Origin of the sequence: Palleronia marisminoris (assembly GCF_900172315.1) — a bacterium.
GTDB classification, from domain to species: Bacteria; Pseudomonadota; Alphaproteobacteria; order Rhodobacterales; family Rhodobacteraceae; genus Palleronia; species Palleronia marisminoris.
Genome location: NZ_FWFV01000002.1, coordinates 1 through 22,611, shown reverse-complemented (window position 1 = coordinate 22,611; position 22,611 = coordinate 1). Strand labels below are relative to the sequence as shown.

Below are 22,611 nucleotides of genomic sequence, written 5' to 3'. Positions count from 1 at the left end.
GGGTGAGAATGGCAGCAGGTGCCTGAATCTTGGGCTGTTTGCCGGCGGTCGCTTCGATCAGTGCGTCGCGTGAAACGCTTTGCCCAAGCTCGCCGGGGCGGCGGTGCCGCGGGCGCGGCGGGCGGACATGATGACGAGGACCAGGATGGTGACCACGTAGGGCGACATCGACAGGTACTCGACCGGCAGCGCCACGCCGACGGCTTGCAGGTTCAGCTGCAGCACCGTCACGCCACCGAAGAGGTAGGCGCCCAGCAGCACCCGCCCGGCCCGCCACGAGGCGAAGACGACGATGGCCAGCGCGATCCAGCCGGCGCCGGCGGTCATGCCCTCGGTCCATTGCGGCACGCGCACGAGGCTCAGATACGCACCCCCCAGGCCCGCCATCGCGCCGCCGAAGGCGATGGCGGCGAAGCGGGTCAGGACCACGTGCAGGCCGAGCGCATGGGCCGCGTCGTGGTTCTCGCCGACGGCGCGCAGCTTGAGGCCGGCGCGGGTCCGGGCAAGAGTCCATGCGATGACGACGGTCAGCGCGAGGCTCAGATAGACCATCCAGTCGTGGCTGAAGACCGCGCGCCCCAGGAAAGGAATGTCGGCCAGCGGGCCAAGGTCCAGCCGCCCGGTGCCTGGCGGCTTGATCCCCACATAGCCCTGCCCGATCAGCGACGAGAGCCCCAGCCCGAACAGGGTCAGCGCCAGACCCGTCGCCACCTGGTTGGCCAGGAACACCTGGGTCAGCACCGCGAAGACCAGCGACAGCAGGGCGGCACCTGCGGCCCCCGCAAGGAAGCCGAGGGGCGGCGACCCGGTCTCGACGGCGGTGGCGAAACCGCAGATGGCGCCGACGATCATCATCCCCTCGACCCCGAGGTTCAGGACGCCCGCCCGCTCGACCACCAGTTCTCCCAGGGCTGCCAGTAGAAGCGGCGTCGATGCCACCATCAGCGACGCGATCAGCAGGGCAGGAGAGATCGAACCTAGATCCATGGGCGCGCTCCGGTGCGGTGGGGGGTCATGCGCGGGCCTCGCGGCCGATGCGGATGCGGTAATTCGTCAGAACGTCCACCGCGAGCAGGAAGAACAGCAGCATCCCCTGGAACGCCTGGATCGCGGCGATCGGGATGTTCAGCATGAACGAGGCAAGCTCGCCCCCGATATAGGTCAGCGCCATCAGGAGGCCGGCCAGCACGATGCCCACCGGGTGCAGCCGCCCGAGGAACGCCACGATGATCGCCGTGAACCCGTAGCCCACGTTGAAGTCGATCGAGATCTGCCCGGCCGGCCCCGCGACCTCGAAGATGCCGGCGAGCCCCGCCAGCCCGCCCGAGACGGCGAAGCAGAACAGCACCAGCCGCTTCGGATCGACGCCCGCGAAGCGCGCCGCGCGGGGCGCCTGGCCGGCCAGCCGGATATGCACGCCGGTCATGTGGCGATGCAGGATCACGTAGGCCATGATCACCGCGATCAGCGCCGCGACCAGGCCCCAATGCAGGCCGGTACCGGGAAGCAGCTCGAGGTTCTGCGACGCGCCCCACTGCCCGAGATTGCGCGAACCCGGGAACCCGCCGCCCTCGGGGTTGCGCAGCGTCCCGACGGCCATCGAGGCCAGGATGCTCTCGGCCACATAGACCAGCAGAAGCGAAACGAGGATCTCGTTGGTGTTGAACCGGGTCCTGAGGATCGCCGGGATCATGGCCCAGAGGATGCCCCCCGCGAGGCCGGCGAGGATCATCAGCGGAAAGACCAGGAACCGGGACTCGGACGGGTAGAGCGCCAGCCCGGCCGCCGCTCCGCAGATGGCGCCGATGATGTACTGCCCCTCGGCGCCGATGTTCCACACCCCGGCCCGGAACCCCAGCGCAAGCCCGGTGGCGATCAGGATGAGCGGCCCGGCCTTCACCAGAAGCTGCGGGCGCGAATAGCTGGCGAATTGCGGGTTGAAGAGAGGGTCGTAGAAGATCGTGCGGATCGCCGCGACCGGATCGGTGCCGAGCGCCGCGAACATCGCGCCCCCGGCGATGAGGGTCAGCAACACGGCCAGAAGCGGCGTCGCCCAGGCCCAGGCGCGCGAGGGTTGGGGGCGTTTGACGAGGTCGATCACCGGCGCGCTCCTGTCTTCGGGGCGTGGGAGGGGTCAGTGGGCATGGGCCGGCTCCATGTCATGGGCACCGCCGAGCATCAGGCCGATCTCTTCGACCGTCAGGCCGGCGGCGGGGCGGAACGGCGACAGGCGCCCCTCGGTCAGGGCGGCGAAGCGGTCCGAGATCTGCATCAGCTCGTCCAGGTCCTGGCTGATGACGATGACGCCCGAGCCTTCGCCGGCAAGATCCAGCAGCGCCTGCCGGATGGTCGCGGCAGCGGCGGCGTCCACGCCCCAGGTCGGCTGGTTGACCACGAGGACCAGCGGGTCCTGCGCGATCTCGCGGCCGATCACGAATTTCTGCAGGTTGCCCCCCGATAGGGCCCGCGCGACCGTGCCAGGGCCGGGGGTGCGCACGTCGAACCGCTCGATCACGCTTTCGGCGAAGCGCCGCGCGGCGCGCCAGTCGACGAAGCCCCGCCGCGCGAGGCCCTGGCTCGTCGCCGCCGAAAGCAGCCCGTTCTCGGTCAGGCTCAGATCGGGGGCGGCGGCATGGCCCAGCCGCTCTTCGGGCGCGGTCAGAAGCCCGCGCACCCGGCGCTGTTCGGGTCCGAGGCGCGAGATGTCGCGCCGCTCGAGAAAGATCGTGTCGGCCGGGGAGCGCGTTTCGCCGGCGAGCGTGGCGACCAGCTCGTCCTGCCCGTTGCCCGCGACGCCGCCGATCCCCAGAACCTCGCCGGCCTTCAGGGTCAGCGACACCTCCTTCAGGGCGGTTCCGAACTCGGACGCCGCAGGCACGGAGAGGCGGTCGATCTGCAGAAGCGTCTCGGGCCGAACCGTGCCCGCGCGGGCGGGCACGTCGAGGCGCCGCCCCACCATCAGCTCGGCCATGCGGCCCGCGGATTCTTCGGACGGCGTGCAGGTGGCGACCACCTTCCCGCCGCGCAGGATCGTCGCGGTATCGCACAGCGCCCGGATTTCCTCCAACTTGTGCGAGATATAAAGGATCGACGTCCCCTCGTCCCGCAGCTGGCGGAGGGTCTTGAACAGCAGGTCGACCTCTTGCGGGGTCAGCACGCTGGTCGGCTCGTCCATGATGAGAAGCCGGGGGTTGCCCAGCAGGCAACGCACGATCTCGACCCTCTGCCGCTCGCCCGCGGAGAGATCTCCGACGATCTGACCGGGCTTGAGCGGCAGCCCGTAGTCGCGGCTGACCGTCTCGATGCGCTGCGACAGGTCGCGCATGGGCGGCGGGTCGGACATGCCGAGCGCGACATTCTCGGCCACGTCGAGCGCCTCGAACAGCGAGAAGTGCTGGAACACCATGCCGACCCCCGCCACGCGCGCATCCTCGGGCGAGGACGGGGCGTAGGGGGTGCCGTCCATCTCCATCCGGCCCTTGTCGGGCTGATTGAGGCCGAAGATCGTCTTGACCAGCGTGGACTTGCCGGCACCGTTCTCGCCCAGCAGCGCGTGGACCTCGCCGGGCGCGATCGACAGCGAGACATCGTCATTGGCCACGACGCCGGGATAGGTCTTGGTCAATCCGTCGATCTTGAGAAGCGGCGTCATGCTAAGTCCTGTTCCTGTGGGGCCAGTATCTCTGCCGCGACGCCCACGGCAATGGCCTGGGGATGCTTGCCGAGGGCAGGGTTGCCGATCGGACACCGTATCCGTGCGATTGCGGCGTCGGTATGGCCAAGCTGCCGCAGCCGGCTGCGGAAGCGGGCCCACTTGGTGTCCGAGCCGATCAGCCCGATCCGCGGTGCGCCGGCGGTCAGAAGCGCGTGGCAGAGCGCCAGGTCGATATCGTGGCTGTAGGTCAGGAGCAGGTGCTCGCCCTCGGCCCCGTTGCGGGCAGCAAGGCGCGGCATATCGACCGCGACGATCCGGTCGATGCCGGCCGGGATGTCGCCCGGAAAGCGGGCGGCGGCATCGTCGATCCACGAGACGGACAGGTCGGGCAGGGGGGCCAGAACCGAGACCAGCGCCCGCCCCACATGGCCCGCACCCCAGACGTGCACGCGGCGCGAGGGGGCGGCGATGCGTTCGACCAGCCAATCCCCGACGAGCAGCGGGGAGGGCGCGTCGGGGTTGTCGCGCAGACGGTCGGCGGCCTCCATGACCTCGGGGCCGGGCTGCGTGTGGCCGATCGCGGCGAGACCACCGCTGAAATCCACCTCGTCCAGCAAATCGCGCGTCCAGTGCGAGATGTGCAGCGTCACCGCCCCGCCGCAGCATTGTCCCAGCGACGGGCCGAGCGCATGTCGGATCGCGCCACGTCGGCCGGCGCGGGCGGCGGCGAGTGCCTCCCATTCCAGCCGGCCGCCGCCGATGGTGCCGTCCTGCCCGTCCGCCCAGACCAGCATCGACGTGCCGGGCCCGCGCGGGACGGAGCCGCGCGTCTCGGCCACGACCACCCGCCAGACGTCGTCATGGGCGGCCAGAGCCGCCTCGAGCCGCAGGGGATCGAAGCTCATGCGCCGGTCGCGTGCCGGCACGCGAAGAACAACCGTTCGGCCGTGGCCGGAGCGTCGAGCGCAGGGTAGCTGGCGCCGTACGCGCTGGCCGCGTGGCTGAGCGCGAGGAAGGCCGAGATCCCCAGCATCAAGGGCGGCTCTCCCACCGCCTTCGAGCGATAGATCGTGTCGGCCCGATTCTCGTCGTCCCAGAGCGCCACGTTGAACACCTCGGGCCGGTCCGAACAGGCCGGGATCTTGTAGGTCGAGGGCGCGTGGGTCGTCAGCCGCCCCTTGTCGTCCCACACCAGCTCCTCGGTCGTCAGCCAGCCGGCGCCCTGAACGTAGCCGCCCTCGATCTGGCCGATATCGAGGGCCGGATTCAGCGACTTGCCGCAATCGTGCAGGATGTCGGTCCGCAGGATGCGGTTCTCGCCCGTGCGGCTGTCCAGCACCACCTCGGTCACCGCCGCGCCGTGCGAGAAGTAGTAGAACGGTGTGCCGCGGCCGCGCAGGCGGTCCCACTCGATCCCCGGCGTGCGGTAGTAGCCGGTGGCCGACAGGCTGACCCGTCCCTGGTAGGCGAGCTGCACGGCCTCGGTGAAGGCGTAGCTTTCGCTGCCGACATGCACCCGGCCTTCCTCGAACCGGACCGAAGCGGGGTCGGCCTGGTGCTGTTCGGCCAGGAAGGCCGCCATCCGGCCGGCGATCTCGTCGCAGGCGGCCTTGACCGCCATGCCGTTCAGGTCCGCCCCGGACGAGGCCGCCGTGGCCGAGGTGTTGGGCACCTTGCCGGTATCCGTGGCCGTGATGCGGATCGCGGACAGAGGAAGCCCGAACCGGTCGGCCGCGACGGCCGCGACCTTCTGGTGCAGGCCCTGACCCATCTCGGTCCCGCCATGGTTCATGTGGACCGAGCCGTCCTGGTAGACATGCACCAGCGCGCCGGCCTGGTTCAGGTGGGTCAGCGTGAACGAGATGCCGAACTTCACCGGCGTCAGGGCTATGCCCTTCTTCACGTGGGGATGCGCTTCGTTCCACGCGTCCACCGCCGCGCGCCGGGCGCGGTAGTCGGAGGTTTTCTCGAGCGCCTCGACCATCTCGTGCAGGATGAAGTCGCGCACCGGCATGTGGTAGGGCGTCGTCTGCACCCCGTCGGGCGGCGTTGAAACCGGCCCCGCAGGCTCTGCCACCTCGCGCAGCGCGCCGCGGCTCGTCACGTCGGCATCGGTGCCGGGGGTGACGTCCTCGGCGCCGACATGGATTTTGCCCGAGGCTTGGGAGGGCATCTTGCCGCTTGTGTCCGCGTCGTGACCGGCCGCGTAGAAATTGACGCGCCTCACGTCCAGCGGGTCGCGGCCGAGGCGGTGGGCGATCTCGTCCATCACCCGCTCGATCCCGACCACGCCCTGGGGGCCGCCGAAGCCGCGGAAGGCGGTGGCGGACTGGGTGTTCGTCTTCAGCCGGTGCGAGACGATGCGCACGTCCTTCAGGTGGTAGGCGTTGTCGGCATGCAGCATCGCGCGGTCGGCCACGGCAAGCGACAGGTCCTGGCTCCACCCGCAGCGGACGAACTGGTCGAAGACGATGCCGTGCAGCCGGCCCTCGGCGTCATAGCCCACGTCGTAGCCGATGCGGACGTCGTGGCGCTTGCCGGTGATGGTCATGTCGTCGTCGCGGTCGTAGCGCATCTTTACCGGCCGGCCGGTGCGGGCCGCGACCATCGCGCAGGCCACGGCGAGCGCGTTGCCCTGGCTTTCCTTGCCGCCGAAGCCACCGCCCATGCGGCGCACCTCGACCCGGACGGCGTGCATCGGCACGCCGAGCGCGTCGGCCACCTTGTGCTGGATCTCGGTCGGGTGCTGCGAGGACGAGTGGACGACCATGTCGCCCCCCTCGCCGGGGATGGCGAGGGCGGCCTGACCTTCGAGGTAGAAGTGCTCCTGCCCGCCGATCTCGATGCTGCCCTGAAGGCGGTGCGGTGCTGTCGAAAGGGCGGCGTCGGCGTCGCCCTTGGTCCAGGTGACGGGGCCGTCCTCGAACCGGCTGTCGGCGGCGAGCGCCTCGTCGATCGTCAGGATCGGGGTGTCCGGGGCGGTCTCCATCTCGGCCTGCCGGGCCGCCTTGCGCGCCGCCAGGTGGCTGGTCGCGGCCACCACGAACAGCGGCTGGCCCATGTAGTGGACGCGCGCGCCATCCGCAGTGGTTTCGGCCAGCAGCGGCTCGTCATGGGCGGCGGGGGCGACGTCGATCGGGCCGGTCTCGGCCGCCGAGAGGGCCAGCACCACGCCGGGCGTCTCGCGCACGCGGCTCAGGTCGAAGCGCACAGTGCCGCGCGCGATGGGCGAGAGGCCGAAGGCCAGGTGCAGCGCGTTCGCGGGCAGGGGGATGTCATCCACATAGCGCGCGGAGCCCGCGACGTGGAACGGTGCGCTGTCATGCGGAGAGGGTTTGTGGACGCTCATGCGCGGACCTCCAGCACCGAGGGCTCGTCGGCGGTGGCAAGGCGGAGGAGCATGCCCTTCGCCACCTCGAGCCGGTAGCGGGCCGAGGCGCGCATGTCCGACAGCGGCGTGAAGTCCTGTTCCAGCGCGGCTTGTGCCGCGGCGACGCCTTCGGGGGTCAGGGGTTGGCCGATCAGCGCAGCCTCGGTTTGGCGGGCGCGTTTCGGGGTGCCGGCCATGCCGCCGAAGGCGATGCGGGCGGCGGTGACCGTGCCACCCTCGGTCGTGACGTTGAAGCAGCCGCAGACGGCCGAGATGTCCTGGTCGAACCGCTTGGACAGCTTCTGGCAGGACAGGCGGTCGGGCTGGTCGGGGATCGAGACCGCCTCGACGAACTCGCCTTGCTGGCGGTCCTGCTTCCCGTAGTCGATGAAGAAGTCCTCGAGGGGCATCTCGCGCCGCTCGTTCCCGCGGCGCAGGTGCAGCGTCGCGCCGAGCGCGATCAGCGCGGGCGGGCCATCACCGATGGGCGAGCCGTTGGCGATGTTGCCGCCGATGGTCCCGGCGTTCCTGACCTGGGTCGAGCCGAAGCGGCGGAGCATCTCGGCGAAGCTCGGGTGGCGGGGGGCGATGACCTCGCGCAGGCGCGTCAGCGTCACGCCGGCGCCGATGCGCAGCGCGCCGTCGGATTCTTCGATGCGCTGCAGGTCGGTGACGCCGTTGAGGAAGATCGCCGTCCCCAGATCGCGCAGGCCTTTCGTCACCCACAGGCCCACATCGGTCGCGCCGGCGACGAGCGTGGCGTCGGGGTGGTCGAGGTAGAGCGAGGCCAGCTCGTCGGTGCTGGCGGGGCGGTAGGCGGCGTGGGTGCGGGTGGCGTCGCCGCGGTCGTCGGCGCCGGTGCCCGCCAGAGGGTCGCGGCCGCCCCAGTCCGCGGGGGTGTCGGCATAGGAGGGCGCCGGGGGCTCTGCCCCCGGACCCCCGGAGTATTTCGCGCAGGATGAAGCCGGAAGGGGCGCGTCGCGCATGTGGTCGGGGATGGGGAGGCTTTCGGCGGCCTTGGCGGCGCGGATGATGGGCGCGTAGCCGGTGCAGCGGCAGAGATTGCCGGCAAGCTGGTCGTCGTGGTCCGTCGCGCCGTTCAGGTGCGCCGTCGCCATCGTCACCACGAAGCCGGGCGTGCAAAAGCCGCACTGGCTGCCATGGTGGTCGACCATCGCCTGCTGGACAGGATGCGGAGTGCCGTCGGGGGCGGCCAGCCCCTCGACAGTGCGGACCGCGTGCCCGTCGAGCTGGCCCATGAAGAGGATGCAGGCGTTCAGGGCGCGGGCGCCGTCCTCGTCGGTCAGCATGACGGAACAGGCGCCGCAATCGCCCTCGTTGCAGCCTTCCTTGGTGCCGGTGAGGCCGCGGCTTTCGCGCAGCCAGTCGAGCAGGGTCGTCGTGGGGGCCGTGTCGGCCTCGACCGGGTCTCCGTTCAGGAGGAACCTGACCTTCATGTGAACATCCGCCGCGTTACTCGCAATCATCAGGGGCGGCGCGGTCGATGCGGCGTAGAGCGCGCGGCCCGTGCCGATGAAACCGGGACGGGCCGCGCAATGCAAGGGTAGGTTTCGGGATTCGCGCTCGGCGGCGACCCCGCCCGGTGCCTATTCGACGATTTCGGGGTCGTCGCCGGCGTCCTGAATCGCGGTGCCGGCGTCTTCGATCACCTCGCCGACGCCCCCTTGAGTCTCGTCTATGACGCGTTCGCCTTCCGGGGTTATGTCCATGAAGCCGAACCAGATAAGCAGGGCGATCGCGACGACGACGATGATGACTATACCGATGATACGGGACATGTTGCGTTCTCCTTCAGGGCGACGCCGCTCGACCTAGCGTGGCGGCGTCGCGGGACGATGGACTCAGAGGTTGTCGGCGGCCTTGCGGCAATCCCGCGCGCATTCGCGGCACATTTTCGCGCAGCGCTTGCAGTGGGCGTCTTCGTGCATCTCGCACATCTCGGCACAGGCGTCGCAGGCCTCGGCGCAGAGCTGCAGGGCCGAGCGGATGATCGCCTCGTTCGAGCCGGTGCGGCGCGAGGCGACGCGGTAGGTCATCGTGCAGATGTCCGAACAGTCGTTGCACAGGCGGATGCATTGGGCGCGTTCGGCCGCGTCCTTCTCGGCCATGCAGGCATCGGCGCAGGAGTTGCAGATCGCCGCGCAATACATGGCGTGGCGTACGGCATCGCCGAGGATGTCATTCTCGTGACCGGCGACGTCGGGATGCTCGGCGATCATTTCCTTGATGGACATGGGGGTGCCTCCTGTTGTGACTCGTTCCGACTGGGAACGGCGCAGGGCGCAGGCCGTTCCGACCGGCGCGGTTCTCCACAGGATACGGCCTTTCCGGCGCGGGCAGTGCGAGATAGCGTGGAGCGATGTCAGATCCGCGATTCATCCACCTCCGCCTTCATACCGAATACTCCCTGCTGGAAGGGGCGATGCGGCTGAAGAAGCTGCCCGGCCTCGTCGCGGGGATGGGCATGCCTGCCGTGGCCGTCACGGATACCGACAACATGTTCTGCGCGCTCGAGTTCTCCGTCGGCGCAGAGGGGGCCGGGGTGCAGCCGATCGTCGGGTGCCAGGTGTCGGTCGGCGGGTTCGGGGCCGAGCCGCCGCGCAACCAGCGCGCCCGGCCCGCGCCGCTGGTCCTGCTGGCGCAAAGCGAGGCGGGATACGAGAACCTGATGAAGCTGAACACGCTTCTGTATCTCGAAGGGGACAGGTCCGAGCCGCAGGTGTCGCTGGACGATCTGGCGACGCATGGCGAGGGGCTGATCTGCCTGTCGGGCGGGCCGGACGGGCCGGTGGGGATGCTGCTGCAGGCCGGCCAGCGCGACAAGGCCGAGGCGCTGATGACGCGGTTGGCGGCGATCTATCCGAACCGCCTCTATGTCGAGCTGCAGCGCCATCCGGGCGAGGGCGGTCAGCTTCCCCAGAACGAACGCCTGACCGAGAGTGGCCATGTCGAGATGGCCTACGCCATGGACCTGCCGCTGGTCGCGACGAACGACGTCTATTTCCCCAAACCCGACATGTACGAGGCCCATGACGCGCTGATCTGCATCGCGGACGGCGCCTATGTGGACCAGAACGAGCCGCGCCGGCGCCTCACGCCGCAGCACTACCTGAAGTCGCCGGCCGAGATGTGCACCCTGTTTGCCGACCTGCCCGAGGCGACCGAGAACACCGTCGAGATCGCCCGCCGCTGCGCCTTCGCCACCTATCGCCGCGACCCGATCCTGCCGCGCTTTGCCGATGACGAGGTGGACGAGTTGCGCCGCCAGGCGAAGGCGGGGCTGGAGGCGCGGCTTGCCGTGATCCCCCACGCCACGAGTGTCGAGAACTACCAGGAGCGGCTGGATTTCGAGCTGGGGATCATCGAGGGGATGGGCTTCCCCGGCTACTTCCTGATCGTGGCCGACTTCATCAAGTGGGCCAAGGATCACGATATCCCGGTGGGGCCGGGGCGTGGCTCGGGCGCGGGGTCGTTGGTGGCCTACGCGCTGACGATCACCGACCTCGACCCGCTGCGTTACAGCCTGCTCTTCGAGCGGTTTCTCAACCCCGAACGGGTGTCGATGCCGGACTTCGACATCGACTTCTGCATGGACCGCCGCGAGGAAGTCATCCGCTACGTCCAGGAGAAATACGGCCGCGACAAGGTGGGGCAGATCATCACCTTCGGCGCGCTGCTGTCAAAGGCGGCAGTGCGCGACGTGGGCCGGGTGTTGCAGATGCCCTATGGTCAGGTGGATCGCTTGTCCAAGATGATCCCGGTCGAGGGCGTGAAGCCCGTCAGCATCGAGCAGGCCCTGCGCGACGAGCCGCGCCTGCGTGAAGAGGCCCGCAACGAAGAGGTCGTGGACCGCCTTCTGACCTACGGCCAGCAGGTCGAGGGGCTGCTGCGGAACGCCTCGACCCACGCCGCGGGGGTGGTGATCGGCGACCGGCCGCTGGACGCTCTGGTGCCGCTCTATCGCGATCCGAAATCCGACATGCCCGCCACCCAGTTCAACATGAAATGGGTCGAGCAGGCGGGGCTGGTGAAGTTCGACTTCCTTGGCCTGAAGACGCTGACGGTGATCCAGAACGCGGTCGACCTGATCAACCAGTCGCGTCCCATCCATGTCGGCCCGGACGGAGAGGAGCTTTACGCCCCCGCGACGGGGGCCGAGAACCAGATGAACCTGATCCCGCTCGACGATGCGAAGTCCTACGAGCTTTACGCCCGCGCCAAGACGGTCGCGGTGTTTCAGGTGGAATCCACCGGCATGATGGATGCGCTGCGGCGCATGAAGCCGACCTGCATCGAGGATATCGTGGCGCTCGTGGCGCTCTACCGCCCCGGCCCGATGGAGAACATCCCGGTCTATTGCGAGGTCAAGAACGGCCAGCGCGAGATCGCCTCGGTCCACCCGCTGATCGACTACATCCTTGAGGAAACCCAAGGCATCATCGTCTATCAGGAGCAGGTGATGCAGATCGCCCAGGTGATGGCGGGCTACTCGCTTGGCGGCGCCGACCTGCTGCGCCGCGCCATGGGCAAGAAGATCAAGGAGGCGATGGACGCCGAGCGGCCCAAGTTCACCAAGGGCGCCATGGAAAACGGCGTCCCCGAGGAGAAGGCCAAGGAGGTCTTCGACCTTCTGGAGAAATTCGCCAATTACGGCTTCAACAAGTCCCACGCCGCCGCTTACGCGGTCGTCAGCTACCAGACGGCATGGCTGAAGGCGAACCACCCGGTCGAGTTCATGGCCGGCGTGATGAACTGCGATATCCACCTGACCGACAAGCTGGCGATCTATACCGAGGAGGCCCGCCGCGGCCTTTCCATCGGGATCGTGCCGCCTTGCGTGAACCGCGGGGTCGAGACGTTCAGCGTGAAGGACGGGCAGATCGTCTATGCGCTGGGCGCGCTCAAGGGCGTCGGGCTCGACGTGATGCGCCTGATCGTCGAGGGCAGGGGCGAGCGGCCCTTCGTCAACCTCTACGACATGGCGCGGCGGGTGGATCTGAAGCGCGTCGGCAAGCGCGCGATCGAGATGCTGGCCCGTGCCGGCGCGTTCGACGAGCTCGACCGCAACCGGCGGCGGGTGTTCAACAGCCTCGACCAGCTCGTCGCCTATTCGGCGGCAATCCACGAGCAGAAGGCGTCGAACCAGGTGTCGCTGTTCGGCGATGCCGGTGACGATCTGCCGGAACCGCGCCTCAGCCCGGTCGAGGACTGGCTCCCTTCCGAGCGGCTGGCCGAAGAGCATACCGCCATAGGCTTCTACCTCTCGGGACATCCCTTGGACGACTACATGGGCCCCTTGAAGCGCAAGGGCGTGATGACGCTGGAAGAGGTCCACGCCAAGGCGCTGAACGGCCCTCACGTCGCCAAGATGGCGGGCGTCGTGGCGTCGCGGCAGGAGCGCAAGTCGGCGCGCGGCAACCGCTTTGCCTTCATCGGGCTGTCGGACCCGTCGGGCCTCTACGAGGTGACGATCTTCTCGGACACGCTGGAAGCCTCGCGCGACCACCTGGAGCCGGGCACCAATGTCGTCGTGCAGGTCGAGGCGACGATCGAGTCCGAGCAGTTGAAGCTGCTGGGCCGGTCCATCGCGCCCATCGACAGCGCCGTGGCCGCGGGTGGCGGCGGGCTGATGATCTACCTCGACGCGCCCGACGCGGTGGGGATGGTCGCGAGCGTGCTGAACCGCGCGCGCGAGGACCAGAAGATCCGCGCCCGCGGCCCGGTGACCCTGTGCCTGATGGACCGGAACCTGCCGGGCGAGGTCGAGGTCAGCCTTGGCGACGATTTCCCCGTGACCCCGCAGATCAAGGGGGCGATCAAGTCGCTGGGCGGAGTCATCACGGTCGAGGATCTCGCTTAGATGGACGCGCGCAAACTCGAGATGACGGTGCTGATGACGCCCGAGATGGCGAATTTCAGCGGCAAGGTGCATGGGGGTGCGCTGCTGAACCTGCTCGACCGGGTGGCGTTCTCCTGCGCATCGCGGTTCAGCCAGAGCTACTGCGTGACGCTGTCGGTCGACCAGGTGGTCTTCAAGCAGCCGATCAACGTGGGCGAGCTGGTGACCTTTCGCGCCGCCATCAACCACGCCGGCCGCACCTCGATGGAGGTGGGCATCCGGGTCGAGGCCGAGGACATCCGCTCGGGGAGCCGCCGGCATACCAACTCGTGCTACTTCACGATGGTCGCGGTGGACGAAGGCGGCAAACCCGTGACCGTCCCCGACTTGAAGGTGCTGGACGAGGACGAAGCCCGCCGCCACCGCGCCGCAGAGATCCGCAAGAACCTGCGCAAGCGCTTCGTCCAGGAGATGGCGGAGGCGTCGAAGGGCTAGGGCGGCCCCGCGCCTCATCCGAATGGGCGATACCCGCAGCCTTCGGTGCGGGTATCATGAAGGCCTCACCCGGAGGACCTGCCATGTTCCGCACCGTCTCGACCGTGTTGCTTCTGATCTGGCTGGGAGCGTCGGCGCACGCGTTCTCGGGCTATGGCTTCACCGTCTGCCGACTCGATCCGAACGGCGACAACTTCCTTGCCCTGCGCACCGGTCCGGGGTCGGGGAACCCGATGATCATGCGTCTTCCGCCCGGCACGCTCGTCGAGGAGCGCGGCAGCCCGACCAACGGGAAATGGCTGCCGGTGGTGGTCCAGCAAACGCCGCAGCAGGTCTACCTCAGGGACATGCCGAGCGGTTACGTCTGGGGCGACTACCTCTGCCCGAGCTGATCCTCACCAGTGCGGCGGCCGCTCGTCGCCGACGAAGACGCCGCCATCGCTGTCGGCGCGGGCGCGCTCCAGCAGGAAGTGGACCTGCCGCTCCAGCCGTTCGATGGTGCGGGATTGTTCGGTCACCACGTCCGAAAGCTCGTCATTGGCCCGGATGAGGTGGGCCAGTCGTTCCTCGATCTTGTCCATATCGGCCTCCATCTTGCGCCGACCCCCCCTTTGACGTAACCGAGCGGCGCCACCAAGGGGGCCATCATGGCAAAGCAGAAGAAACAGCCGCGTCCGAAGGCCGTCACGCCGAAGGGCTTCCGCGACTATTTCGGGTCCGAAGTGACCCGCCGACAGCAGATGCTGGCCGAGATCGCGCGGATCTACCATCTCTACGGCTTCGACGCCCTCGAGACGAGCGCTGTCGAAACGGTCGAGGCCCTGGGCAAGTTCCTTCCCGACGTGGACCGCCCGAACGAGGGTGTTTTTGCCTGGGAAGAGGACGGCGACTGGCTGGCCCTGCGCTATGACATGACGGCCCCCCTGGCCCGGGTCGCCGCGCAGTATCGCAACGATCTGCCGTCGCCTTACCGGCGCTATACGATGGGTCCGGTCTGGCGGAACGAAAAGCCGGGGCCGGGCCGTTTCCGCCAGTTCTACCAGTGCGACGCGGACACGGTCGGTTCGGCCTCGATGGCGTCCGACGCCGAGATTTGCGCGATGCTGGCCGATGTGCTGGAGGCGGTCGGGATCGCGCGCGGCGACTACATCGTGCGGGTGAACAACCGGAAGGTCCTGAACGGCGTGATGGAGGTGATCGGCCTAGGGTCGGATGACAAGGAGGCCGAACGCGGCATCGTCCTGCGCGCCATCGACAAGATGGACCGCCTGGGCGAGGCGGGCGTCCGCGCGCTTCTGGGCGAGGGGCGCAAGGACGAGAGCGGCGATTTCACGAAGGGCGCCGGGCTGCCGGACGCCGCGGCCGACGTGGTGCTGGGCTTCGTGAGCGCCCGGCGCGAGACGGGGGCCGACACCCTCGCGCGTTTGTCCGAACTGGTAGGCGAAAGCGAGACCGGCCGCGAGGGTGTGGACGAGCTGTCCCAGATCGCGAAGCTTCTCGACGCGCAGGGCTACGGTCCCGACCGCATCGTCGTCGACCCGTCGGTGGTTCGGGGCCTCGGCTACTATACGGGTCCCGTCTACGAGGCTGAACTGACCTTCGAGATCGCCGACGAGCAGGGCCGCCCGCGCCAATTCGGCAGCGTGGCCGGGGGCGGGCGCTATGACGACCTCGTCAAGCGGTTCACCGGTCAGGAAGTGCCTGCGACCGGCGTCTCGATCGGTGTCGACCGGCTGCTGGCCGCTCTGACCGCGAAGGGGCGGTTCGACAACCTCGAGGACGGCCCCGTCGTCGTCACCGTGATGGACCGCACGCGCATGGCCGACTACCAGGCGATGGTCGGCGAGCTACGCAGCGCCGGCATCCGGGCCGAGCTCTACCTCGGGAACCCCAAGAACTTCGGCAATCAGCTGAAATACGCGGACAAGCGCGCCGCCCCGATCGCCGTGATCCAGGGCGAGGACGAGGCCGCGCGCGACGTGGTGCAGATCAAGGACCTGAAGCTCGGCGCGAAACTGGCCGCCGAGCTCAGCCACGAGGAATGGCGCGACCAGCCCGCGCAGTTCGAATGCGCCCGCAGCGCCATGGTGGACGAGATCCGAAAGCGCCTCGCATGAGGGACAAGTCGGCGGAGCGCGCCGAGGCCGCGGGGTTCCTGCAGGCCTTCCTCGACGCGGGCGCAGTGCCGGTCGAGACGGACATCCTGCAGCCGGCGGGGACGCTTCTGGACCTCTACGGCGAGGATATCCGCGCCCGCGCCTTCACCACCCAAGGCCCCGACGGCGAGGCGATGCTGCGGCCGGACTTCACGGTGCCGGTAGTGCAGATGCACATGGCCGAAGGCGGTGATCCGGCGCGCTATGCCTATGTCGGCGAGGTCTTCCGTCGGCAGGCCGCCGATCCGGGCCGCCCGGCCGAGTACCTCCAGGTCGGCTACGAGCTGTTCGGCGGCGACGCGCCCGAGGCGGATGCCGAGACCTTCGCCCTGTTCCACCGCCTGCTGTCGCCCCTGTCGACGCGCGTGACCACGGGCGATATCGGCATCCTGCTGGCTGCGGTCAGCGGGCTGGCCACGTCTCAGGCGCGCAAGACGGCGCTTCTGCGTCACATCTGGCGGCCCCGCCGGTTCCGCACCCTGATCGACCGGTACGCCGGGCGGACCGAGGCGCCCGCCCACCGTCGTGACGTGACCGCCCGCGCCGATCCCTTCGCTCATGTCGGCCCCGAGATCGGCCTGCGCGACCGCGCCGATGTCGAGGCGCGGATCGCCGCGCTGAAGGCCGACGCGGCCGAGCCGCCGATATCCAAGAGCGAGGTCGAGCTGATCGACGACATCCTGCGCCTGCGCGCGCCCTCGGACGCGGCGCTGCAGACGTTGCGGGACGTGGCGATGGACATGCCCTCGATCGCGCCGGCGGTGGACGGGCTGGCGCGCCGGCTCGAGGCGCTGGACGCGCGCGGGATCGCGCCCGAAAGCCTGCCGTTCGAGGGCAGCCACGGCCGCTCCACCATGGAGTATTACGACGGCTTCGTGTTCTCGTTCTCGGCCGCCGGACGGGCCGACCTGCCGCCCCTGTCCACCGGGGGGCGCTACGACGCGCTGACCCGCGTGCTGGGGCAGGGGAGGGCGACGCCCGCCGTGGGCGGCGTGATCCGCCCCGCCCTGACGCTGGAGGCCCGCTGATGCTGAAACTCGGGGTGCCGTCCAAGGGGCGGCTGATGGACAAGACGTTCGACTGGTTCGGCGCGCGGGGCCTGACGATGGGCAAGGGCGGGACCGAGCGCGAGTATTCCGGCGTGGTCGACGGTTTCGACGGGCTGCAGCTGATCCTGCTCAGCGCGGGGGAAATCCCGCGCGAACTGGCTGCGGGGCGAATTCACCTGGGCGTAACGGGCTCGGACCTGGTGCGCGAGAAGCTGGCTCATTGGGATGAGCAGGTTGAAGAGTTGGCGCTCATGGGGTTCGGCCATGCGGATCTGGTGATCGCGGTTCCGTCCTTCTGGGTCGATGTCGAGACGCTTGACGACCTTGACGCCGCGGCGGCCGCATTCCGGCGGCGGCACGGATTCCGGCTGCGGATCGCGACGAAGTACCACCGCCTCGTGCGGGATTACCTGACCTGGAACGGGGTGGCCGACTACCAGCTGGTGGACAGCCAGGGCGCGACCGAGGGCACCGTGCGGCATGAGACGGCGGAAGCCATCGCCGACATTACCTCGACCGGTGAAACGCTGCGGGCGAACCACCTCAAGATGCTGTCGGACGGCCCCGTCCACGCGAGCCAGGCGACGCTGTTCCGCGCCCGCAACGCCGACTGGGAGGGCGGCGCGCGGGAGCGTCTGGCCGTTCTGCTGCAGCGACTGGGGCTTGACTGACGCAGGGCCCGCTGCGCGGGTAGAGCGACCAGGGGCCGCTGACCGCCCGGGTGCCCTATCAGTCGTCGAGAATTCCATTGGGTGTGTCCGCAAACCGTGTTGGTTCAGGGCCGCTACAGACGCTCGCGAGTTAGTGGGAGGGGCGATAGGGGAGCACGAGGCTCCCCTTCGCAGGTAGTTCCCCTTTCGGGGAGGCGGTCGTCTGTCTCCAGCGCCGCAGTTACTGAATATTAGATATGACCGAAGAACGCGATTCCAAAATCGAACGAGGAAAAATTGAAACGAGATCTTGGAGCGCGTTCGTGGACGCGTAGTGTGCCTATGATGCTCTGATCACATCCGCGGGTCGCACTCCTGCCAGTCGCACCTCCAGCCACCTGATATAGCCGTTCAGGTTCTTCGTGGCCGGCCCGCGGAAAGGCTTGATGAACTCGCCGTAGCGGGCGTGGAGGGAGTTCACGTTCTGGATGTGGTAGCAGCCCGCGGCCACACGCGTGCCCGGCTTGCTACCGACCACGAAGTGTTCGATGCCGCCCGTCGCCGCAACTTTCTTGTAACCATCGGCCCCGTCCGAGCAGAGCACGGCATCCCCCGGCACCAAGGGCTTCATTGCGCGCTTCAGGGTCGCGCTCTTGCGGTTCGGTAGACGCTGGAACAGGCGCGCGCCGCCACGGTCGGCGACTGTGAGAATGGGGAGCTGCCACCTCGAGAGCCCCGGCATCATCTTCAGTCCCTGCGTCGTGTAGTCCTCCCACCTGGGGCGGGGCGGTGGCGCGACCTTCTTCGGATCGGCGAAGTGTCGGACCCATTCTCGAGATCCCTTGCGCGACTCCCGCTGGTAGGTCTCATCCGCCTCGACGATCCCCGAAAAGCGCGTCGTCCCGCCGTCCCCGATGATCGAGAATACGAGCATTCGCCAGCGCCAGATCGTGTATTTGTTGAGCCCGAGCTGACGAGAGAGCTTTCTCACTGACTTTGGAGCGGAGGTGCCCAGCATATCCCGCAGCGCGACCATGAACAGGTCCGGACGGTGGATGCGGCCGATGGCGGACCCGGTCCGGCCTGAGTAAGTCTTCTGGCAGCCACTGCACCGATAGCGCTGGACCTTGGTCCGCGTGCGCCCCCACTTCTGCCGCCGGTCGTCGCCACAGAATGGGCACTTGTGGTCTCTGTTTGTCCGTGCTTCGATCTCCGAGATCGCCTCCGTCTTTCGCCGGAGATCTCGGATCTTCATCTGGGCGTCCTCGATCTGGGCCGGGTTCAGCGTGTCGAGAGCATTGAGGAAACGGCGAAAATCGTGGTGTAGCAAGGGAATCCTCCGCTGGGAAAGCGGAGAGATATAAGCCTTTCCGAGTTTAGGCGAAGCGGACCAACACGGTTTGCGGACACACCCATTCCATTAACCCCGGCCGCGACCGTTGCCGCCGCCCTTGCGATCGCCGTCACCGCGATTGTCGTTGCCCCGATCGCTGCTCTTCTCGGACCCGCGCTCGCTATTGCCCCGGCCGCTGCTCTTGTCAGATCCCCGGTCGCTCTTGCCACGATCGGCGCGCTCTTCCGAGCGACCGCGCGAGCGCGCTTCCCTGTCGCGGCTCACGTTGTTCGAGACGACATTGCCGTCCGCGTCGTAGGTGCGCTCGATCCGCGTGCCGCCGGGGGTGGAGATTTCCTCGCTCAACAATGACCCGGTTTCGGAATACACCCGCTCGACCACGGCGCCCTTTCGATCTTCGGCCGTCTTGATCTCTTCGTCGACGAGGCTCCCCGACTCGTCGAACTCCCTTTCGATCTTGCGGCCGTCGGAGGTGCGGGTCTCCTCCTCGCGCAGAACCGTGCCGTCGAGGCTGTAGACGCGTTCGGTCGTGCCGGCCGAGCCGCTGGTTTCCACGTAAAGGCCGTCGTCGCGGACGCGGATGGTCGCCTGGTTCTCGAAGCCCTGGTCGTAAAGCTCCTGCGCGATCGCCTGGTAGTCCTGCGCCGATGCCGTACCGGCAAGCAGGCAGAGGGCCAGCGCGCCGGAGAGTGCAGATGCCTTCATGAGATTACCCTTCGCTCGCCATAGGTCCTGCCAAGGGGCATATGCCACGGGCCCTTGCGAACCTCTTAACGCGGCAGCTTCTGCGGTCTCAGCGGACGCCGATTTCGGCCAGCGCGGCCTCGAGAGAGGGGGGGAGGGCCTCGCGGGGTTCGCGTCCCGGGGCAAGGTCGCGGGGCGCATCCTCGGGCTTGAGGTAGCGCCAGCCCTGGAACGGGCGCCGGGTCATCGCTTCGGTCCGCACGATCTTCGGGTCGAGGAAGATGGCGCAGCGGCGGATGCCGTCGGTGCCCGTCATCTCGTCCAGCCGCGCGATCCTCTGGCGGGCGAGGACCACGCCCTGGATCACCCAGTAGATCGATCCGCCGTCCAGCAGTTCCGCTTCGCGCTTGGGCCACATCCGCGTCAGGTGATAGTAGAGCCCGTCGCGCCGCTGCTGCGAGCGGTGCTGTTGCCAGGCCTGCATCTGGTCGACCGACTCTGTGCCGACGCTGAGTTTGATGAGATGCACGTTCGCCACCGCGTCCCCCGAACTTATCCACAGAGTGTGGAAAATCGTTTCCTTCACCCTCTATCTAGCGCCTCCGAGATTGACCCGCCATAGCCCTGCACCTACCCTGCGAGCCCATGACGCAGGAGTGATGGCCATGACCCGCTTCGCCGCCCCCATCGCCGAACAGATCTGGGACATGAAATACCGCCTGAAAGAGGCGGACGGGACGCCCGTGGACACCACCGTCGAGGACACATGGCGCCGCATCGCCCGCGCGCTCGCCTCGGTCGAGGCCGACCCCGCGACGTGGGAGGGCCGGTTCTACGATGCGCTCGAGGATTTCCGCTTCCTTCCTGCCGGTCGCGTGACCGCCGGCGCGGGGACCGAGCGGAGCGTGACGCTGTTCAACTGCTTCGTCATGGGGACGGTGCCGGATTCGCTGTCGGGCATCTTCGAGCACCTGCGCGAAGCCGCGCTGACCATGCAGCAGGGCGGGGGGATCGGCTATGATTTCTCGACGATCCGGCCCAAGGGCGCAGGGGTGTCGGGGGTGGCGGCGGATGCCTCGGGGCCGGTCAGCTTCATGGACGTCTGGGACGCGATGTGCCGCACGATCATGTCGGCAGGCGCCCGGCGCGGCGCAATGATGGCCTGCCTGCGCTGCGACCATCCGGACATCGAGGACTTCATCGAGGCCAAATCCGACCCCGCCCGCCTGCGCAACTTCAACGTCAGCGTCCTTGTGACGGACGCGTTCATGGAGGCGGTGAAGGCCGACGCGCCGTGGGAACTGCGCTTTGGCGGGACTATCTACCGCTCGCTGCCCGCCCGCGACCTGTGGAACCGCATCATGCGGGCGACCTACGACTATGCAGAGCCGGGCGTGATCTTCATCGACCGGATCAACCGCGCCAACAACCTGCATTATGTCGAGGAAATTGCGGCCACCAACCCCTGCGGCGAGCAACCCCTCCCGCCCTATGGCGCGTGCCTTCTGGGCTCGATCAACCTGGCGCGGCTGGTGGAGGACCCGTTCGAAGAGGGCGCCGTGCTGGACGAGGACGCGCTGGACGACCTGGTGGCGACGGCGGTGAGGATGATGGACAACGTGGTCGACGTCTCGCGCTTCCCGCTCGAGGCGCAGGCGCGCGAGGCGGCGGCGAAGCGTCGGATCGGGCTGGGCCTCACAGGGCTGGCCGACGCGCTGGCGATGGTGGGGCTGCGCTATGGCTCGGACGATGCGGCGCTCCAGACCGAGCGCTGGCTGCACCGGCTTGCCCGCGCCGCATATCTGACCTCGGCGCAGTTGGCGGCCGAGAAGGGGGCCTTCCCCTTGTTCGATCGCGACGCCTTCCTCGCGGGCGAGACCATGCGCGTCATGGACGAGGACGTGCGCGCGGCCGTGGCCGAGCACGGTATCCGCAACGCGCTGCTGACCTCGATTGCGCCGACGGGGACGATCAGCCTTTACGCCGGGAACGTCTCGTCGGGGATCGAGCCGGTCTTCGCCCATGCCTACACCCGCAAGGTCCTGCAGAAAGACGGTACGCGGCGCGAGGAAGAGGTGGTGGACTACGCCGTGCAGCTCTGGCGCGACCGCCACGCTGACGCGCCGCTGCCGGAGCATTTCGTGACCGCGCAGGATCTGACCCCGGCGGAGCACGTGGCGATGCAGGCAGCGGCGCAGATTTGGGTGGACAGCTCGATCTCGAAGACGATCAACTGCCCCGAGGACATCTCGTTCGAGGACTTCAAGGACGTCTACCTCCAAGCCTACGAGGGGGGCTGCAAGGGCTGCACCACCTACCGCCCGAACGAGGTGACCGGCAGCGTCCTCAGCGTCGATCCAGCGGCCCGGCCGTCCCAGGGCGAGGTCGTCTACCTGTCCGAGCCGCTGGAGCGTCCGCAGACCCTCGAGGGGCGGACCTACAAGCTGAGGTGGCCGGGGTCGGAACACGCGATGTACATCACCGTGAACGACCTGCTGCAGGGAGAACACCGCCGCCCCTTCGAGATCTTCGTCAATTCGAAGAACATGGAGCATTTCGCCTGGACGGTCGCGCTGACCCGCATGATCTCGGCCGTGTTCCGCCGCGGCGGGGACGTGTCCTTCGTCGTCGAAGAGTTGAAGGCGGTGTTCGACCCCCGCGGCGGCGCATGGGTCGAGGGGCGCTATATCCCTTCCATCCTCGCGGCCATTGGCGGCGTGATCGAACGCCACCTGATCGACACCGGCTTCATGAGCCCCGGCAGCCCCACTATCGCCCAGCCCGCGGCCGTTATCGGACAGACTGCCAAGGCTTGCCCCAGTTGCGGTCAGTTCGATCTCCACATGGTCGAGAGCTGCATGACCTGCGCCGCTTGCGGCTACTCAAAATGCGGCTGAGGGCGTGAGGAGGAAAGTCAGTGTGTGCCGCCAAGCGAAGTTCGCACATTTTCGAGGTTTCCGCGCACTTTTCACAACCAAAGTTTCCCCTCCGAGGATCTTGAACTGCGAGTGCGCTGGATCGGTGCGTTTTCAGCACTCCGGCCACGAGTATAGGCACATAAGTCCATCTGAGGTGCTGGCCAAGCGGCGGCCTGGATCTACTGGTTGATCAACAAGAAGGGCCGCGATGGTGCCGCGGCCCTTCTTGAAAATTCTTGTGGACCACGTCGGTAGGCAGGATGAGCGATCCGAGCTATGCGAGATTTTGGGTGATGGGGCCTGAGAAGGCGGCGTATCGTGGCGGGTGTCAAAGCCTGCCAGAACCTCCCGAAGGAGCGATACGCCTTGGAAGACGATATCACGATCACCCCGCTTCACCAGCCCGGATCTGTCATCGAT

At 68.1% G+C, this 22,611-nt stretch carries 19 protein-coding genes; 7 read left to right on the top strand and 12 right to left on the bottom strand.

The features are described 5' to 3' along the window. Positions 1 to 57: 57 nt before the first annotated feature. From PAM7066_RS03760 to PAM7066_RS03725, 8 genes are all read right to left on the bottom strand, one after another. Positions 58 to 987, bottom strand: a complete 930-nt coding sequence (locus PAM7066_RS03760) for an ABC transporter permease (protein WP_085852817.1) — start codon at positions 985 to 987, stop codon at positions 58 to 60. A gap of 25 nt (positions 988 to 1,012) precedes the next feature. Further along, positions 1,013 to 2,101, bottom strand: a complete 1,089-nt coding sequence (locus tag PAM7066_RS03755) for an ABC transporter permease (RefSeq protein WP_085852816.1) — start codon at positions 2,099 to 2,101, stop codon at positions 1,013 to 1,015. A gap of 33 nt (positions 2,102 to 2,134) precedes the next feature. Beyond that, entirely contained in the window at positions 2,135 to 3,652 is a 1,518-nt protein-coding gene (locus tag PAM7066_RS03750) for an ABC transporter ATP-binding protein (RefSeq protein WP_085852815.1), read from the bottom strand. Beyond that, entirely contained in the window at positions 3,649 to 4,560 is a 912-nt protein-coding gene (gene xdhC / locus PAM7066_RS03745; protein WP_085852814.1) for a xanthine dehydrogenase accessory protein XdhC, read from the bottom strand. Before xdhC ends, PAM7066_RS03750 begins: the two co-directional genes overlap by 4 nt. After that, positions 4,557 to 7,004 carry a xanthine dehydrogenase molybdopterin binding subunit gene (xdhB, locus tag PAM7066_RS03740; protein WP_085852813.1) on the bottom strand — a complete coding sequence of 816 codons (2,448 nt, stop codon included), beginning with the start codon at positions 7,002 to 7,004 and terminating at the stop codon, positions 4,557 to 4,559. Before xdhB ends, xdhC begins: the two co-directional genes overlap by 4 nt. Continuing rightward, positions 7,001 to 8,482 (bottom strand): xanthine dehydrogenase small subunit, encoded by a 1,482-nt coding sequence (gene xdhA, locus PAM7066_RS03735; RefSeq protein ID WP_085852812.1) that lies wholly within the window; start codon positions 8,480 to 8,482, stop codon positions 7,001 to 7,003. The genes xdhB and xdhA overlap by 4 nt, the downstream gene beginning before the upstream one ends. 150 nt (positions 8,483 to 8,632) lie before the next feature. After that, positions 8,633 to 8,824 (bottom strand): hypothetical protein, encoded by a 192-nt coding sequence (locus PAM7066_RS03730; RefSeq protein ID WP_085852811.1) that lies wholly within the window; start codon positions 8,822 to 8,824, stop codon positions 8,633 to 8,635. A gap of 63 nt (positions 8,825 to 8,887) precedes the next feature. Then, positions 8,888 to 9,280: a four-helix bundle copper-binding protein gene (locus PAM7066_RS03725; RefSeq protein WP_085852810.1), complete on the bottom strand. Its 393-nt coding sequence runs from the start codon at positions 9,278 to 9,280 to the stop codon at positions 8,888 to 8,890. Between the two features lie 125 nt (positions 9,281 to 9,405). Here PAM7066_RS03725 and dnaE point away from each other — a divergent pair, with 125 nt between their 5' ends. From dnaE to PAM7066_RS03710, 3 genes are all read left to right on the top strand, one after another. Next, complete coding sequence (gene dnaE / locus PAM7066_RS03720; RefSeq protein WP_085852809.1) at positions 9,406 to 12,906, top strand: DNA polymerase III subunit alpha; 3,501 nt, start codon at positions 9,406 to 9,408, stop codon at positions 12,904 to 12,906. Beyond that, entirely contained in the window at positions 12,907 to 13,380 is a 474-nt protein-coding gene (locus PAM7066_RS03715) for an acyl-CoA thioesterase (protein ID WP_085852808.1), read from the top strand. An 83-nt stretch (positions 13,381 to 13,463) separates the two neighbouring features. Then, the gene (locus tag PAM7066_RS03710) at positions 13,464 to 13,772 is read left to right on the top strand and encodes an SH3 domain-containing protein (RefSeq protein WP_085852807.1); all 309 of its coding nucleotides are present in this window, start codon (positions 13,464 to 13,466) and stop codon (positions 13,770 to 13,772) included. Between the two features lie 3 nt (positions 13,773 to 13,775). Here the strand turns inward: PAM7066_RS03710 and PAM7066_RS03705 are convergent, their stop codons facing one another. Next, positions 13,776 to 13,961 carry a SlyX family protein gene (locus tag PAM7066_RS03705; protein ID WP_085852806.1) on the bottom strand — a complete coding sequence of 62 codons (186 nt, stop codon included), beginning with the start codon at positions 13,959 to 13,961 and terminating at the stop codon, positions 13,776 to 13,778. Between the two features lie 66 nt (positions 13,962 to 14,027). On the opposite strand from PAM7066_RS03705, the gene hisS reads away from it, so the two are divergent. The 3 genes from hisS to hisG are packed head-to-tail and all read left to right on the top strand — an operon-like array spanning position 14,028 to position 17,256. Further along, positions 14,028 to 15,497, top strand: coding sequence for a histidine--tRNA ligase (gene hisS, locus PAM7066_RS03700; protein WP_085852805.1), 1,470 nt, complete (start codon positions 14,028 to 14,030; stop codon positions 15,495 to 15,497). Next, positions 15,494 to 16,564 (top strand): ATP phosphoribosyltransferase regulatory subunit, encoded by a 1,071-nt coding sequence (locus PAM7066_RS03695; RefSeq protein WP_085852804.1) that lies wholly within the window; start codon positions 15,494 to 15,496, stop codon positions 16,562 to 16,564. Before hisS ends, PAM7066_RS03695 begins: the two co-directional genes overlap by 4 nt. Beyond that, on the top strand, positions 16,561 to 17,256 hold the full coding sequence (hisG, locus tag PAM7066_RS03690; RefSeq protein WP_085852803.1) for an ATP phosphoribosyltransferase: 696 nt from the start codon (positions 16,561 to 16,563) through the stop codon (positions 17,254 to 17,256). The genes PAM7066_RS03695 and hisG overlap by 4 nt, the downstream gene beginning before the upstream one ends. Positions 17,257 to 17,575: 319 nt before the next feature. Here the strand turns inward: hisG and PAM7066_RS03685 are convergent, their stop codons facing one another. The 3 genes from PAM7066_RS03685 to PAM7066_RS03675 all read right to left on the bottom strand — a co-directional run bounded on the left by PAM7066_RS03685 (position 17,576) and on the right by PAM7066_RS03675 (position 19,811). Next, the gene (locus tag PAM7066_RS03685) at positions 17,576 to 18,565 is read right to left on the bottom strand and encodes an IS1595 family transposase (protein ID WP_085852802.1); all 990 of its coding nucleotides are present in this window, start codon (positions 18,563 to 18,565) and stop codon (positions 17,576 to 17,578) included. Between the two features lie 90 nt (positions 18,566 to 18,655). Continuing rightward, entirely contained in the window at positions 18,656 to 19,294 is a 639-nt protein-coding gene (locus tag PAM7066_RS03680) for a hypothetical protein (protein ID WP_085852801.1), read from the bottom strand. Positions 19,295 to 19,382: 88 nt separating this feature from the next. Beyond that, positions 19,383 to 19,811 carry a DUF1489 family protein gene (locus PAM7066_RS03675; RefSeq protein ID WP_085852800.1) on the bottom strand — a complete coding sequence of 143 codons (429 nt, stop codon included), beginning with the start codon at positions 19,809 to 19,811 and terminating at the stop codon, positions 19,383 to 19,385. 127 nt (positions 19,812 to 19,938) lie between these two features. Here PAM7066_RS03675 and PAM7066_RS03670 point away from each other — a divergent pair, with 127 nt between their 5' ends. Further along, entirely contained in the window at positions 19,939 to 22,170 is a 2,232-nt protein-coding gene (locus PAM7066_RS03670) for an adenosylcobalamin-dependent ribonucleoside-diphosphate reductase (protein WP_085853271.1), read from the top strand. Positions 22,171 to 22,611: the final 441 nt, after the last annotated feature.